At 67.0% G+C, this 14,436-nt stretch carries 13 protein-coding genes and 1 pseudogene; 5 read left to right on the top strand and 9 right to left on the bottom strand.

Annotation, left to right across the window (positions count from 1 at the left end; translation table 11 throughout):
• Positions 1–57: 57 nt before the first annotated feature.
• Positions 58–1,278, bottom strand: a complete 1,221-nt coding sequence (locus OXS31_RS20190) for a pyridoxal phosphate-dependent aminotransferase (RefSeq protein WP_267401503.1) — start codon at positions 1,276–1,278, stop codon at positions 58–60.
• Between the two features lie 160 nt (positions 1,279–1,438).
• On the opposite strand from OXS31_RS20190, the gene zapE reads away from it, so the two are divergent.
• Positions 1,439–2,533, top strand: a complete 1,095-nt coding sequence (gene zapE / locus OXS31_RS20185) for a cell division protein ZapE (RefSeq protein WP_267401502.1) — start codon at positions 1,439–1,441, stop codon at positions 2,531–2,533.
• Here zapE and OXS31_RS20180 read toward each other — a convergent pair.
• Together OXS31_RS20180 and OXS31_RS20175 are read right to left on the bottom strand one after the other, a co-directional pair.
• On the bottom strand, positions 2,530–3,459 hold the full coding sequence (locus OXS31_RS20180; protein WP_115946171.1) for a glycosyltransferase family 2 protein: 930 nt from the start codon (positions 3,457–3,459) through the stop codon (positions 2,530–2,532). The genes zapE and OXS31_RS20180 overlap by 4 nt on opposite strands.
• 8 nt (positions 3,460–3,467) lie before the next feature.
• Complete coding sequence (locus tag OXS31_RS20175) at positions 3,468–3,908, bottom strand: GtrA family protein (RefSeq protein WP_223855411.1); 441 nt, start codon at positions 3,906–3,908, stop codon at positions 3,468–3,470.
• Between the two features lie 141 nt (positions 3,909–4,049).
• Between OXS31_RS20175 and OXS31_RS20170 the strand changes: the two genes are divergently transcribed.
• The 3 genes and pseudogenes from OXS31_RS20170 to OXS31_RS20160 all read left to right on the top strand — a co-directional run bounded on the left by OXS31_RS20170 (position 4,050) and on the right by OXS31_RS20160 (position 5,728).
• Positions 4,050–4,913 carry an MBL fold metallo-hydrolase gene (locus OXS31_RS20170; RefSeq protein WP_181110479.1) on the top strand — a complete coding sequence of 288 codons (864 nt, stop codon included), beginning with the start codon at positions 4,050–4,052 and terminating at the stop codon, positions 4,911–4,913.
• A 299-nt stretch (positions 4,914–5,212) separates the two neighbouring features.
• Positions 5,213–5,347 (top strand): annotated as a pseudogene (locus OXS31_RS20165) (general stress protein); the annotation flags it as partial.
• Positions 5,348–5,422: 75 nt separating this feature from the next.
• Complete coding sequence (locus OXS31_RS20160) at positions 5,423–5,728, top strand: general stress protein (protein WP_007159629.1); 306 nt, start codon at positions 5,423–5,425, stop codon at positions 5,726–5,728.
• Positions 5,729–5,792: 64 nt separating this feature from the next.
• Here the strand turns inward: OXS31_RS20160 and OXS31_RS20155 are convergent, their stop codons facing one another.
• Together OXS31_RS20155 and OXS31_RS20150 are read right to left on the bottom strand one after the other, a co-directional pair.
• Positions 5,793–6,245: a YetF domain-containing protein gene (locus OXS31_RS20155; RefSeq protein WP_027597173.1), complete on the bottom strand. Its 453-nt coding sequence runs from the start codon at positions 6,243–6,245 to the stop codon at positions 5,793–5,795.
• A 9-nt stretch (positions 6,246–6,254) separates the two neighbouring features.
• Positions 6,255–6,746 carry a hypothetical protein gene (locus OXS31_RS20150; RefSeq protein ID WP_267401501.1) on the bottom strand — a complete coding sequence of 164 codons (492 nt, stop codon included), beginning with the start codon at positions 6,744–6,746 and terminating at the stop codon, positions 6,255–6,257.
• A 107-nt stretch (positions 6,747–6,853) separates the two neighbouring features.
• Here OXS31_RS20150 and OXS31_RS20145 point away from each other — a divergent pair, with 107 nt between their 5' ends.
• Positions 6,854–7,303: a DMT family transporter gene (locus OXS31_RS20145; protein WP_255211831.1), complete on the top strand. Its 450-nt coding sequence runs from the start codon at positions 6,854–6,856 to the stop codon at positions 7,301–7,303.
• A 2-nt stretch (positions 7,304–7,305) separates the two neighbouring features.
• Here the strand turns inward: OXS31_RS20145 and OXS31_RS20140 are convergent, their stop codons facing one another.
• The 4 genes from OXS31_RS20140 to OXS31_RS20125 all read right to left on the bottom strand — a co-directional run bounded on the left by OXS31_RS20140 (position 7,306) and on the right by OXS31_RS20125 (position 14,099).
• A complete protein-coding gene (locus OXS31_RS20140) occupies positions 7,306–9,792 on the bottom strand; it encodes a sulfite reductase flavoprotein subunit alpha (RefSeq protein ID WP_267401506.1) in 2,487 nt (828 codons plus the stop codon).
• Positions 9,792–10,475: a Fe2+-dependent dioxygenase gene (locus OXS31_RS20135; protein ID WP_027597177.1), complete on the bottom strand. Its 684-nt coding sequence runs from the start codon at positions 10,473–10,475 to the stop codon at positions 9,792–9,794. The genes OXS31_RS20140 and OXS31_RS20135 overlap by 1 nt, the downstream gene beginning before the upstream one ends.
• A gap of 62 nt (positions 10,476–10,537) precedes the next feature.
• Positions 10,538–12,754, bottom strand: a complete 2,217-nt coding sequence (locus OXS31_RS20130; RefSeq protein ID WP_027597178.1) for a TonB-dependent siderophore receptor — start codon at positions 12,752–12,754, stop codon at positions 10,538–10,540.
• 181 nt (positions 12,755–12,935) lie between these two features.
• A complete protein-coding gene (locus tag OXS31_RS20125; RefSeq protein ID WP_027597179.1) occupies positions 12,936–14,099 on the bottom strand; it encodes a type III PLP-dependent enzyme in 1,164 nt (387 codons plus the stop codon).
• Positions 14,100–14,436: the final 337 nt, after the last annotated feature.

Genomic DNA, 14,436 nt, shown 5'->3' with positions numbered 1-14,436 from the left:
GGCTGCGCGAGCGGACCCTGACCATCAACGGCGCCCCCGGCACCGCCGGCCGGCTGATCAGGCCAGCAGCCGCCGGGTCGCTTCGGCGATCCGGCGGCAGGCTTCCTGCAGCACCTCGTGCGAGGTGGCGTAGGAAACCCGGAAGTAAGGCGCCAGGCCAAAGGCCGAGCCTGGCACCACCGCCACCCCGCCCTCGTCCATGAGGTAGCGGGCAAAGGCCGTATCGCTGTCGATCAGCTCCCCGCCCGGCGTCCGCCGACCCAAGACCCCCGCGCAACTGGCGTAGACATAGAAGGCCCCCTCGGGCCGCCGCGCCGACAAGCCCGGCACCGCGTTCAGCGCGTCCACCACCAGATCCCGCCGCTGGCGAAACAGCTCGCAGCGCTCGCGCACGATGTCCTGCGGCCCATCCAGGGCGGCGATGGCCGCGGCCTGGCTGACCGAGCAGGGGCAGGAGGTCACCTGGCTCTGCACACTGGCCATGGCCTGGATCAGCGCCTTGGGTCCGCCGGCATAGCCCAGGCGCCAACCGGTCATGGCATATGCCTTGGAGACGCCGTTGATGGTCAGGGTCCGCTCGCGCAGCCGTGGCTCCAGCGCGGCCGGAGTGACGAAGCGAAAGCCGTCGTAGAGGATGTGCTCGTACATGTCGTCGACCATCAGCCAGACCTGCGGATGGCGCAGCAGCACCTCCAGCAGCGGGCGATAGTGTTCCTCGCCATAGGCCGCCCCCGAGGGGTTGGAGGGCGAGTTGAGCATCACCCAGCGGGTGCGCGGGGTGATGGCCGCCTCCAGGGCTTCGGCGGTCAGGCGGAAGCCATCCTCCTCACGGCACGGCAGCACCACCGGCGTGCCGCCGAGGATGGTGACGATGTCGGCATAGGTCACCCAGAAGGGCGCGGGGATGATCACCTCGTCGCCCGGGTCCAGGGTCGCCATCATGGCGTTGAAGATCACCTGCTTGGCCCCGGCCGAGGCGGTCACCTCGTCCTGGGCGAACACCAGGTCGTTCTCCCGGGCGAACTTGCGGCGAATGGCCTCCTTGAGCGCCGGGCTGCCGTCGAGCACCGTGTACTTCGTCTGGCCGGCGCGGATGGCCTGGATCGCCGCCTCCTTGATGTGCTCCGGGGTATCGAAGTCCGGCTCGCCCGCCCCCAGCACCAGCAGATCGACGCCCTGGCGGCGCAGGGCATTGGCGCGTTCGGTGATCTTGAGGATCTCGGAGACGCCCACGGAGGCGAGGCAGTGGGCGAGGTGCAGGGTCGAATCGGCGGCCATGACAGGGCTCCAGGCAGGACGAAAAGAGGTGCCGGAAGCGTCCGGCAGGGATCGTCTCGCACTATCGAACCGCGGCCGCTTGCCTTCAAACGCTATAAAGGACTCACGTCATTCCGCCGGGGCATGGTCTGCCGCCAGGTCGAGCGCTAGAGTGGCGACCATGACCACCGCCCCCCTCGTCGCCTACCGCCGGATCCTGGCCCAGGGCGAACGCCTGCCCGATGCCGCCCAGGAGGCCGCTGTCCTGCGCCTGGAAGCCTGCCACGCGGCGCTGCTGGCGGGTCGGCCGACGCGCGGCCTCTATCTCTGGGGGCCGGTCGGGCGCGGCAAGACCTGGCTGCTGGACCTGTTCCACGCCAGTCTGCAGGTGCCCGCCCGCCGGCAGCACTTCCACCACTTCATGCGTTGGGTGCACCAGCGTCAGTTCCAGCTTGCCGGCACCCGCGATCCCCTGCAGGTGCTGGCCCGGGAGCTGGCCGCCGAGGTGCGGGTGCTGTGCTTCGACGAACTCTTCGTCAGCGACATCGGCGATGCCATCCTGGTGGGCGGCCTGCTGCGCGCCCTGCTGGACCAAGGTCTGGTGCTGGTGGTCACCTCCAACCAGCCGCCGGAGCAGCTCTATGCCGGCGGCTTCAATCGCGAGCGCCTGCTGCCCGCCATCGCCGCTCTGCAGGCACACCTGGACGTGCTGGAGGTGGACGGCGGTCAGGATCACCGCCTGCACCAAGGCCAAGCCGAACCGCGCTTCTGGGTGGACGATCCCACCGCCCTCGCCACGACCTTTGCCCGCCTCACCGCGGGAGAAGCCGTGACGACCGCGCCCCTGATCCTCGGCGAGCGCCCGCTGCCCGTGGTGCAGCGGGCCTCCAGCGCGATCTGGCTGGATTTCGCCGTGCTCTGCCAGGGCGCCTGGGCCACCACCGACTTCATGGATCTCTGCACCCGTTTCCCCGCCCTGTTGCTGAGCGGCGTGCCCTGCCTGTCCGGCGATCCCCGTGCGGGCCGGATCGCCCGCGGCACCGAAGACGGCGCGACGCGGGTCCTGGCCGGCGACCGCGAACTGCCCCGCCTGGCGCCCCAGGACGACGCCGTGCGCCGCTTCATCGCCCTGGTCGACGAAGCCTACGACCGCCGCCGCCCGCTCTACCTGGAGGCCGCCGTGCCCCTGGATCAGCTGTACACCCGCGGCTTTCTGGAATTCCCCTTCCGCCGCACCCTGAGTCGCTTGAAGGAGATGCAGCAGGCGCGGTACTAGGCATCGCGCTTTGCCCCGCGCTTGAGCACATAACGCGGTCGCCGCTTGGTCTCGATATAGATGCGACCGATGTACTCACCCAGTACACCGATGCCGATCAGTTGGACACCACCAAAGAACAGGATGGCGGTCATCAACGAGGGATAGCCGGGTACCCGGTTGCCAAAGGCCAGTTTCTCGAAGATCAGATAGCCGGCGTAGGCCAGGGACACCAGGGCGACGAAACCTCCCAGGTAGGTCCAGAGTCGCAGCGGCACGGTGCTGAAGGAGGTGAAGCCCTCCAGCGCCAGGTTCCACAGTTTCCAGCCGTTGAACTTGCTCGAGCCGGCACTGCGCGGCGCGCGCTCATATTCCACCACCCGGGTGTCGAAACCCACCCAGGAGAGAATGCCCTTCATGAACAGGTTGCGCTCGGGCAGTTCGCGGATGGCGTCTACCACCTCGCGACTCATCAGCCGAAAATCGCCGACGTTCTCTTCGATGGGCGTCTGCGCGATGCGATTGTGCAGGCGATAGAAGCCCTCGGCGGTCAGCCGCTTGAGCGGGCTGTCGCTGCTGCGATTGACGCGCTTGGCCAGCACCACGTCGGCGCCCTGCTGCCACTGTTCGAGCAACCGCGGGATGACGTCCAGAGGGTCCTGCAGATCGACGTCCAGCGGTATCACCACGTCACCCCTGGCGTGCTCGATGCCGGCGAACAGCGCCGCCTCCTTGCCGAAATTGCGCGACAGCTGCAGCAGCACCACGCGCGGATCTTCTCGTTGCAGGCGCTCCAGCACTCGGGCGCTGCCGTCGCGGCTGCCATCGTCAACGAACAACAGCTCCAGGTCGTGCCGCGACAGCTCGGGATGGATGCAGACTGCCTGGTAAAAAAGCGCGATAGCCAGCTCTTCATTGAAGACCGGCACCACCAGGGAAAGCTTCACGGCATCGCTCATCGGAACACCCACAGGGACGACAGCAGATAGCTGAATACCGGCACCAGGGCGGTGGCGGCAAGGAGCGCATAGAGGACCGGCACACCGCAGGCAAGCAAGCCGGTCAGCAGCAAATTGTTGAGGCCAAAGCCGGCCAGCGCCACCAGCAGGAAGCGCCAGGGCGAGCCGGCACGGGCGAAGGTCAGATAGCGATGACCCAGATAGGAAACGCCGAAAGCGACCAGAAAAGCGCCCAGGTTGGCGATATAGGCTGGCCAATTCCATCCCCCCAACAGCAGGGCAGCGACGGCCATGTGTACTCCAGTGGCCGCAGCACCGACGAGGGCGAATCGCAGGGGCCGCGCCGCCGACTTGGCCAGGGATCCGGATGTAGACACGCTTGACCTCGATGCAGCGGCGATTGACCGGCGAACGTTACCTCGGAGGTATCGAAACATCCTGTTGCATCCGTTGCAATTCCGTTGCCGGGCGACGAACGGTCTGCGGTAGTCCATACGGGCTGCGGCGACGAGGCACGCCGCGGAGCGGCGGAGCCCCGTGGTAAGGTGGGACATCCCACAGCTTGACGAGGCCCGGTCATGACTCCGCGCATCGAACCCTTCTTCGACGCCACCACGTCCACCTTCACCTATGTGATCTACGAAGCCCCCGGCAGTCGCTGCGCCATCATCGACTCGGTGCTGGACTACGATCCGCATTCGGGCCGCACCGCCACCCTGTCGGCGGATCGCGTCGCCCGCTTCGTGCGCGATCAGGGGCTGACGGTGGAGTGGCTGCTGGAGACCCATGCCCACGCCGACCACCTCTCCGCCGCGCCCTATCTGCGGCGGCAACTGGGCGGGCGCATCGCCATCGGCGAGGGCATCCGCCGGGTCCAGGGCGCCTTCAAGGACGTCTTCAACCTGGAGCCGGAATTCCGCCTGGACGGCTCCCAGTTCGATCACCTGTTCCAGCCCGACGAGGTCTTCCACATCGGCGCCCTGACCGCCCGCGCCCTGCACGTACCCGGCCACACCCCGGCCGACATGGCCTACCAGGTGGAAGAGGACCATGTCTTCGTCGGCGACACCCTGTTCATGCCCGATGTCGGCTCGGCGCGCTGCGACTTCCCCGGCGGCAGCGCTCGCGACCTCTATCGTTCGATCCGCCGGCTGCTGACCCTGCCCGAGGCCACGCGCCTCTATCTGTGCCACGACTATCCGCCCGCCGGCCGCGAAGCGCGCCACGAGACCACCGTGGGTGAAGAGCGCGCCCTCAACGTGCATGTCCGCGACGGAGTGGACGAAGACGCCTTCGTCGCCCTGCGCACCCGCCGTGATGCCACCCTGTCCATGCCGACGCTGATCCTGCCGGCGATCCAGGTGAACATCCGCGCCGGCACCCTGCCGCCCGCCGAGGCCAATGGTCGCCGTTACCTGAAGATTCCCATTGACGGTTTCTAGAATCGTTGCCACCCGTCGTACAAGGTAAGAGCCACAGGCATTGGACGCAGCGGCGCCGCTGCGTCCAGGCTTTTTCACTTCGCACAGCTTCTCTGCTCCGTCCAACCCAGCGGCAAGGTTGGACAGCGCCTCGGCCGAATTTAGATACAGACCTGGTAGTGGCCCATGGCCTGCGACCACCCATCCCCTGGCCGGGAAACCTCGCCGCGTCCGCTCCTCAATACCAGGGCAGGCAATGTGTTCTGCACTACATTCCCAAAAGAGGTAGAGCGACCATGACCACCAAGAATTCGAACTCCAATCCCGGCAACTTCGCCAATGATCGCGAGAAGGCTGCCGAGGCCGGGCGCAAGGGCGGCCAGAACAGCGGGGGCAACTTTGCCAACGATCGCGAGAAAGCCTCCGAAGCCGGACGCAAGGGTGGTAGCCGCTAGGCGCTTCCCTCCTTGTAGCGGAGCCACGTCCGGGTGGACCCGGCTCCTTCGTCCCACGATCAAGAGGAATTCACGATGAGCACCAACAACTCCAATCCCGGCAACTTCGCCAACGATCGCGAAAAGGCCGCCGAAGCCGGCAGCAAAGGTGGGCAGAACAGCGGGGGCAACTTCGCCAACGATCCCGAGCGCGCCGCCGAGGCGGGCAGCAAGGGCGGACAGAACAGTGGTGGCAACTTCGCCAATGACCCCGAGCGCGCCGCCGAAGCCGGGCGCAAGGGCGGCGAGAACAGTGGCGGCAACTTCGCCAATGACCGCGAGAAGGCGTCCGAGGCCGGCCGCAAGGGCGGTCAGAACAGCGGCGGTGGCGGCCAGCAGTAATCCGGCCTGATCCAGGCCAGGGCGAAGGGCAGGCTCATCCTGCCCTTCCTGCTTTCACGTCCGTTCACTTTTCTCCCGGCTCGGGTATCACCGAGATCTGGCCGTTCTTTTCCAGCACCGCGAAGCGGATCTGCTCCAGCCGTTCCAGCCCCTGACTCTGCCGCGCCGCCTCGAGGATGTCTTCCTCGGTGAGGCGGGCCTTGCGCAGTCGCTCCGTCAGCGGCTTGCCGTACTCCACCACGATCAGCGGCACCCCGTCGAGAAAGCGCCCGACCCGGGGCGAACGTTCCTTGAACAGCGACAGCAGGATGTCGATCAGCACCAGGGTGGCGATCACCACGAAGGCATTGATCACCGAAAAATCATCCCCCAGCAGCGCCTGCTGGGTCGCCTCGCCGATCACCAGCAACAGGACGAAATCGAAGGTGGTGATCTCCGACAGCGCCCGCCGTCCGGTGATGCGAAACAGCACCAGCAGAAAGGCGTAGAGGGCGGCGGCGCGCAGGACGGATTCCATGGCAATTCCCTAGGGATAGATGAAGGCGGAGAGTGCCAGCGGTGGCTGGCCGGGTCGCAGAATGCGCCAGTCGACGGTGCCCAGGCGGTCCGGGCGCAAGGCGAGGTGCAGTCGACTCGACCCCGTTCCCGGCGCCAGATCGAGCCAGAGTACCCCGTCGCTGCTGGTCATGCGCAGCGGCTGGGGATAGAGGGCTTCCACCGTCCAGTCGGCCACCAGGCGCTCATCCAGGCCGATGCGGTCGAGGCCGGATGCCAGTTCCAGGGTCAGGGTCGCCGGCGCACCCCGGCGCTGGAAGCGCTCGTATTCGACACTGAGCTGGCCATCCGCGCTGACCCGGGTCGCCGTGGCCCAGGGCCCGCCGCTGGCAAACAGGCCGGCCAGGGCCAGGGCGACGAACAGGCCCAGCAACACCCAGCCCAGCCGCTCGCAGCGCCAGATCCAGCGTTGCAGGCCCGGCTCCTCGCGGATTGGCAGAGGCTTTTCCACCCGTGGCGTCATGGCGGTCGCTCCGCAATTCGATAGAGCTTGGAGCCCGACCGGAGGTCGCCGGTTCGACCGCTTCGCCCACCCACTGGGGCATACTGCGCCCCCTTTTTCCTGGAGTCCTGTCGATGCCCGTCTGGTGGCTGCTCGTCCTGCCCTTCATCGCCGGTGCCTGCCTGCCGCTGCAGGCCGGCATCAACGGTCAACTCGCCCGGCACCTCGGCAGCGTCTTCGCCGCGGCGTCCATTTCCTTCATGGTCGGTCTCGTCGCCCTGCTGGGCCTGACCCTCTGGCAGCGTGGTGTCCCTACCCTGGGTGTCCTGCGCGACCTGCACTGGTGGCACTGGTGCGGCGGCCTGCTGGGCATGTTCTTTATCGCCATGGCCGCCTTCGCCGGTCCGCGCATCGGCGCCACCCTGTTCATGGCGCTGGTGATCGCCGGACAGCTGGCCATGTCGCTGAGCCTGGATCACTTCGGCTGGGCCGGCTTTCGCCAGGACCCGGTCACCCTCGGCAAGCTGGCCGGCGTGGCGCTGATCGGTGCCGGCGTCTGGTGCATCGCCCGGGCCTAGGCCTAGTAGAGATCGCGACGGTAGCGTTCTTCGTCGATCAGCCGCTGGACCTCGGCCTCGCCGAGCAGCGCCGCCAGGGTCGCCTGGACACTGCGCCCCAGGCCCGGCAGGCTGCCGCAGACCATGATCACGGCATCCGCCGCCAGCCAGTCCAGCAGTAACTGCCGTTGCGCTCGCAGGCGGTCCTGCACATAGCCGTCGCCGTCCCGCGAGAACACCCGGTCCAGCCGTTCCAGTTCACCCCGCGCCTGCCAGGCATCCAGCTCCGCCCCATAGAAATCGTCGTGGGCCGCCGTGCGTTCGCCGAACAGCAGCCAGTTGCGCCGGTACCCGGCGGCGATACGGGCAGCCAACAGCGGGCGCACCCCGGCCAGACCAGTACCGGCAGCGATCAGGATCAGCGGGCGCGGGTCCAGCGGCGGTCTGAAGCCCGGATGGGCGCGGAGCCGCGCCTGCACCGCATCGCCCGGCCTCAGCCCTGAGGTCAGCCAGCCGGAGGCGATGCCCAGGCGACCGTCCGCCTTGCGCTGCTGGCGCACCAGCAATCGCAGCGCACCTTCGTCGGGCAGCGAGGCGATGGAGTACTGGCGCACGGCGAGTGGCACCAGAGCGTCGAGCAGCGCCTGGGCGCCCAGGCCCGCCAGCGCGGCCTGGTCTTTCGGCAACAGGCGGGTTTCCAGGGCCGCGGCGAGGGTCTGGCTGATGCCGTCGCCCACCACCACGCTGTCCGCGGCCAGCCCCAGGGGCGACAACCAGGCCGCCATGCGCTCGGCGCCCTGGCGCGGTGCAATCTCGAGGATATCGCCCGGCGCCCAACTGCTCCCGGGCGGTGGCAGCAGCTGCAGCTCGAAGACGGCTCCACCGGGGCTGCCGGCATTGAGCGGCTGCAACGCTACCAGCGGCCAGGCCCGCAGTGGCCGCTCGACCGCTGGCTCGATGGCCACGGCGCCCAGGGCCTTGAGCCGACCCTGCCAGAGCGCGAGCGCCCGAGCGTCGCCATTGTCCACCTCCACCGGGGCGAACAGCGGCCGCGCGCCCTGCCCGGCGAGCCAGGCATCCAGCCGCCGGGCGAAGGCGCAATAGGCCGGGTAGCGGCGGTCGCCCAGGGCCAGCACCCCGAAGTTCAGATTCGGCAGCGCGGTCTGGGTCAGCATCCGTCGTTCGAAGCCACGGGCGGCGTCCGGTGCCTCGCCATCGCCGTGGGTGGCGACGACGAACAGCGCCTGGGTGGCCTGCTGCAGGCGCTCGACCGAGAGTCGTCCGAGCGCGATCACCTCGGCGCTCAGGCCCGCCGCCTGCAACTGGCCGGCGGCCTGCCAGGCCAGCGCCTCGCCCTGGCCGCTCTGGCTGGCATAGCCGATCAGCCAGTCGGCGGCGCCCGGCGTGGCCGGCAGCAGGCCGCGCCGGGCCTGGTGCGCCTGGCGACGCTTGCGGCGGCGGTCCAGATAGAGCCAGAGGCCGGTCACCATGAACAGCGGCATGGCCAGGCTGGCGAGCGCCAGGGCCACCCGTCCGGCCAGACCGAAATACTCGCCCGAATGCAGCGCATAGACACTGAGCAGCAGCCGAGCGCCGAGCGGCTGTTCGCTATAACGGCGGTGATCGAGCACCCGTCCCGCGCCATCGAAGACGATGCGATTGAGGGCACGGACATGCTCGGCCTCGTCGGGCAGGTACCAGAGGGTCGGCTGACTGACCTTGCGCGCCGGATTGGGCAGCAGCAGGCCATAGCCCTCGACCTGTCCGCCGGTTTCCTGCCGGAAGCTCTGCCAGAGCGCATCCAGGTCCACGTCCTGGCGCGCCACCACGCCGCTGATCCGGGGCTCCGGCGCCGCCCCCAGCAATCGCTCGCTGGCCTGGCGATACCAGTCATAGGACCAGTACAGACCGGTCAGCGCCGCCAGCAGATAGACCAGCAGGCACCAGGTGCCCGCCACGGCGTGCAGGTCCCAATGGAAACTGCGCCCCCGGCGCGCCCAGTCGAGGGTCAGCCAGGTGCGCCAGCGCCCTGCCTGGCGCGGCCAGCGCAGATAGAGGCCGGACAGGCAGAGCACCAGCAGGATCAGGGTGGCGGCCCCGGTCAGGGCCTTGCCTACCGGTCCCAGGGCCAGGGAGCGGTGCAGGTCCAGGACCAGGCGAAAGAATCCCTGGCCGCGCGGCGCCTTCAGCACCTCGCCGGTGTAGCGATCGAACAGCAGCACCTCGCCACGGCCCTGGCCGCTCGCCGGCGCCAGGCCGAGCAGGCCGTAGCCCTCCCCCGCCATGCTGGAGACGAAGCCTAATTCCTGACCCGGAGCGAGCAGACGCTGCCGCACTTCCGGCAGTGTCAGCGGGCGCTGGTCCGGCGTCGCGGCGGTGGGCGGCGGATTGAGCAGTTCCAGCAACTCCAGCTGAAAGCTATAGAGCGCCCCCGTCACCCCCAGCACCACCAGCACCAGGCCCGCCGCCAGCCCGAGCAGGCTGTGCAGCTGGAACAGGCTCCCGCGGATCAGGGCTGGGCCCACAGCCGCAGGAGGTTGTGATAGACACCGGTCAGCTGCAGGCAGGCCTCGTGGCCCTGCCCCAGCTCGGCCGCCGCCCGCTGGATACCCTGGTCCAGTTCGAACAGCTGGCCGCGCTGGCCGGCGTCGCGCACCAGGCTCTGGATCCAGAAGAAGGAACACAGCCGGGTACCGCGGGTGACCGGCAGCACCCGGTGCAGGCTGCTGGCCGGATAGAGGATCAGATCGCCCGCCGCCAGCTTGACGCTGTGGGCGCCATAGGTGTCTTCCACCACCAGCTCGCCGCCGTCGTATTCGTCCGGCTCGCAAAAGAACAGCGTGGCCGACAGATCGGTGCGCAGGTAGCCGCTGCCATCCGGTAGCGGCCGCAGGGCATTGTCCACGTGCAGGCCAAAGGACTGGCCGCCCTGGTAGCGATTGAACAGCGGCGGAAACACCCGTGCCGGCAGCGCCGCGGCGACGAACAGCGGATGCCGTGCCAGCGCCTGCTGGATCAGCTCGCCCACCGCGCGCGCCGCCGGCTCGTCCGCCGGCAGCTGCAGATTGTCCTTGGCCATGGCCGACTGGAAACCGGCCGTGTGCCGGCCATCGGCCCAGGCGGCCGCCTCCAGCCGCTCCCGGCATTCCCTTACCTGCTCGGGCGTCAGCACGCCCGGAACGCTGATCATCATGGTGATTCCCCTCTAACGCCGAAAGCCCTGCGCAGGCAGGGCTTCGGTTGCTGCAGGCGACCTCAGAAGCTGTAGGTCGCGGTCAGGATGGCGGAACGGGCATCGCCGTATTCGATGGCCGACGACCGGGTGCTCACCCCCAGTTGCGAGCGCACCCGCTCCACATAGTCCTTGTCGAAGACGTTGTTGACGTTGAGTTGCAGGTCGACGTTGCGATTGACGCGATAGCCGACCATGGCGTTGTGCAGCCAGTAGTCGTCGAGCTTGGCGCCGTCGTTGCTGGAGGTGACGTTGCGCTCGCTGACGTAGCGGGCGCCATAGCCCACCCGCCAGCCGGCCGGCAGTTCGTAGGTGGTCCAGAGATTGAGCGAGCGCGGCGGGGTGTTGGCCAGCGCCTGGCCTTCGCGATTGCGACCGTCCAGGGTGTCGGCGGCCTTGAGCGTCTCGCTGTCGAGGAAGGTGAAGTTGGCGTAGACGTTCCACTGCGGGGTGATCCGTCCGGTGGCGCCCAGCTCGATGCCCTGCACGCGCTGCTTGCCGGCCAGGGCGGTGCTGCCGTCGGCCAGGGTTTCCCGGGCATTGCTCTTCTCGACGCGGAACAGCGCGCCGTCCAGCTCCAGGCGCTTGTCGAGGAATTCCCACTTGGTGCCCAGCTCCCAGGTCTTGTTCTTTTCCGGACCCAGATCCTGGTTGGCCGCGCTCAGCCCGGCACCGGTGGAGGTCAGGCTTTCCGCCGAGGGATTGAAGGAGGTGCCATAGGCCACGTAGACCCGGCCGTTCGGAGCCGGCTTGAACACCAGGCCGGCGCGCCCGCTCAACTTGGCGTCATCGGAACTCAGCTTGGTCTTGGCGCCGCGCACGCCGTTGGCGACCGGGGTGGTGTCGCTGTCGCCGTCGAACCAGTCGTAGCGCAGGCCCAGGTTCAGATCCCAGTAGTCGTTGAGGGCAATGGTGTCGAAGGCATAGAGCGCCTTGTCGGTCAGCACGTTGTTGGCGATGGCCGAGGTCTGCTTGTCGGTCGCGCCGTCGTAGCGCTCCGGCGGCGCGGCCAGGGAATAGCCGGCGGCCGGGAAGGTCAGGCCATAGCTGTAGGTGTCGCGGTCGTAGTCCTCGCGGGAGAACTCGGCGCCCAGCACGAAGGAATGACCCAGGCCGAAGGTATCGACATTGCCGGTCAGGTTGGTCTGGTTGATCCACATCTCCGAGGTCACGTCGCGGCCATAGCCCTGGGGACCGGCCGGGCGATAGCGACCCGCGGCCACGCCACCCAGGTTGACGTGGGACGCCGAGATCACCACGTCGCGCTCGATGCGGCTGTAGCGGGTCAGGTTCTGCAGACTCAGGTTGTCGTTGAAGCGGTGCTCCAGCTCCACGGTGAAGACATTGTTGTTGATGTCTTCCTTGTCGATGTTCTTGAAGCCGAAATAGGCATCGCGATCCACCCCGCCCAGGCGCTTGCCGTTGAGCGCCGGCACCCCGTAGTCGGGCTGGTTGTTGTCGGTCTGGTGGAAGTAGCTCAGAGTCAGGCGGGTATCGTCCGACAGGCCCAGGGCCAGCGACGGCGCGATGCCCCAGCGCTCGCGATCGATCTGGTCGCGGCCGGGCACGTCGTTCTCGTGAGCCATCAGATTCAGGCGGAAGGCGCTGTCGGTACCCACGCCCTGCAACGGCTGGTTGGTGTCCAGGGTCAGGCGGCGATAGCTGTCGGTGCCCAGGCCCGCGCCGATGCGGGTGAACTGGCGCTCCTGGGGCTTCTTGCTGATCAGGTTGATAGAGCCACCGGTGGTGCCGGCGCCGCCGAACACCGAGTTGGGGCCCTTGATGACCTCGACCGACTCCAGGTTGAAGGTGTCGGTGCGGTTGGTCTGGGTGCTGTCGCGCAGGCCATCGATCTGGATGTTCGAGTTGGCGCTGAAGCCGCGGATATTGATGCTGTCGCCGGAGCCACCACCGCCCTCGCCGGCGTTGAAGGTGATGCCGGACACGTTGGACAGCACCGATCTCAGACTCAGGGCCTGCTGGTCCTGGATGACCTGGGCCGGCACCACGGTGACGGTCTGGGGGGTATCCAGCAGGGGCGCGGTGTACTTGCGCGAGGCGGACTGCTCGGCCTTGAAGCCTTCCTGCTGCGCCTGACCTTCGATGGTCAGACTTTCCAATCGGGTCACCGGCTCCTTGGCATCCTGGGCCTGAGCCCCGAGGGAAAGCGAAGCGACGGCGACACTGAAGGTAGAAACCAGCAAACGGCGCTGGGACAGCGAGGACATTTCCTTGGACATGATGGCGGGCCGCCTCCTTATGTGAATGCGGCGCGATTCTATTTGCAAACGATTATCAAATCCATAGCGAATGTAAATTATTCTTAACAATCCGGAAAACCGCCTGACACAGGGCTTTTCCACAGGCATGAAAAAGCCCGCGTCCCTGATGGGACGCGGGCTCGACTACCGCGGGAAGACCTTAGAGGTAGAAGGCCTTCAGCGGCGGGAAGCCGTTGAATTCCACTGCGCTGTAGCTGGTGGTGTAGGCACCGGTGGACAGCCAGTACAGGCGGTCACCGCTGGCCAGGTTCAGCGGCAGACCGTACTTGTAGTGCTCGTACATGATGTCGGCGCTGTCGCAGGTCGGCCCGGCGATGACGACTTCTTCCATCTCGCCCTTCTTCTCGGTCCAGATCGGGAACTTGATGGATTCGTCCATGGTTTCGATCAGGCCGGAGAACTTGCCCACGTCGGTGTAGACCCAGCGCTCCACGGCGGTACGCGACTTGCGCGCCACCAGCACCACTTCGCTGACCAGGATGCCGGCGTTGGAGATCAGCGAGCGGCCCGGCTCGAGGATGATTTCCGGCAGCTCGTCGCCGAAGTCTTCCTTGAGGAAGCGGATGATCTCCTCGGCATAGGTCTCCAGGCTGTTGGTGCGCTGGATGTAGTTGGCCGGGAAGCCACCGCCCATGTTGATCATTTTCAGGGTGATGCCGTCTTCTTCCTTGAGGCGCTCGAAGATCACCTTGACCTTGGCGATGGCGGCGTCCCAGACGTCGATGTCGCGCTGCTGGCTGCCAACATGGAAGGAGATGCCATAGGGCTCCAGGCCCAGCTGGCGGGCCAGGATCAGCAGATCCAGGGCCATGTCGGGCTGGCAGCCGAACTTGCGCGACAGCGGCCAGTCGGCGGAGTTGGAGCCTTCGGTGAGGATCCGCACATAGATGCGCGAGCCCGGGGCGGCCTTGGCGATGTTGCGCAGGTCGGCCTCGGAGTCGGTGGCGAACATGCGCACGCCCTTCTCGTAGAAGTAGCGGATGTCCTTGGACTTCTTGATGGTGTTGCCGTAGCTGATACGCTCCGGCTCGACACCGGTGGACAACACCTTGTCCAGCTCGTAGATGGAGGCGATGTCGAAGTTCGAGCCCTTGTCGCGCAGCAACTCGGTGATCTCGATGGCCGGGTTGGCCTTGACCGCGTAGTAGATCTTGGCGAACGGGAAGTTGCCAACGAGATCGTCATAGGCCCGGCCGATGGTGGCGGTGTCGATGACGACGAAGGGGGTTTCATGCTGGTCGGCGAAGGCCTTCATCTTCTGGAAGGTTTCGCGAGAATAGTAATCTTCGACCTTGATGGACATGCGTCGGACTCCCGATGGGCAGAACAAATTGAAGGAGGGGGTGTTCTGAACGCCTAATCCGTTTCCCCACTTTGGTTCGCCTACTTCCCAAGGCACATCGCCGAAAGCAAAAAGGTCAACGCGTACTGGCGTTGACCTCGCTGTCTCGTCGTCGGTACTTGAGCCGGATGGATCGTTTCCAGCATGGACGTTCGGGCGCGAACTTTAGGGCCAGACGCCTCAGAGATCAATGTTAAATCCATGATCTTTACCGAACGGTGACGCGCACGGACTCCCCCCTCTCCTGCAACCGACCGGAGCGGGCGCCGAGATGTTCCTGGGGGGCGATGACAGGAGG

This window comes from Pseudomonas sp. GM_Psu_1 (assembly GCF_026544185.1).
Taxonomy (GTDB): Bacteria; Pseudomonadota; Gammaproteobacteria; order Pseudomonadales; family Pseudomonadaceae; genus Chryseomonas; species Chryseomonas oryzihabitans.
This window is presented reverse-complemented; position numbering and strand designations above follow the sequence as displayed.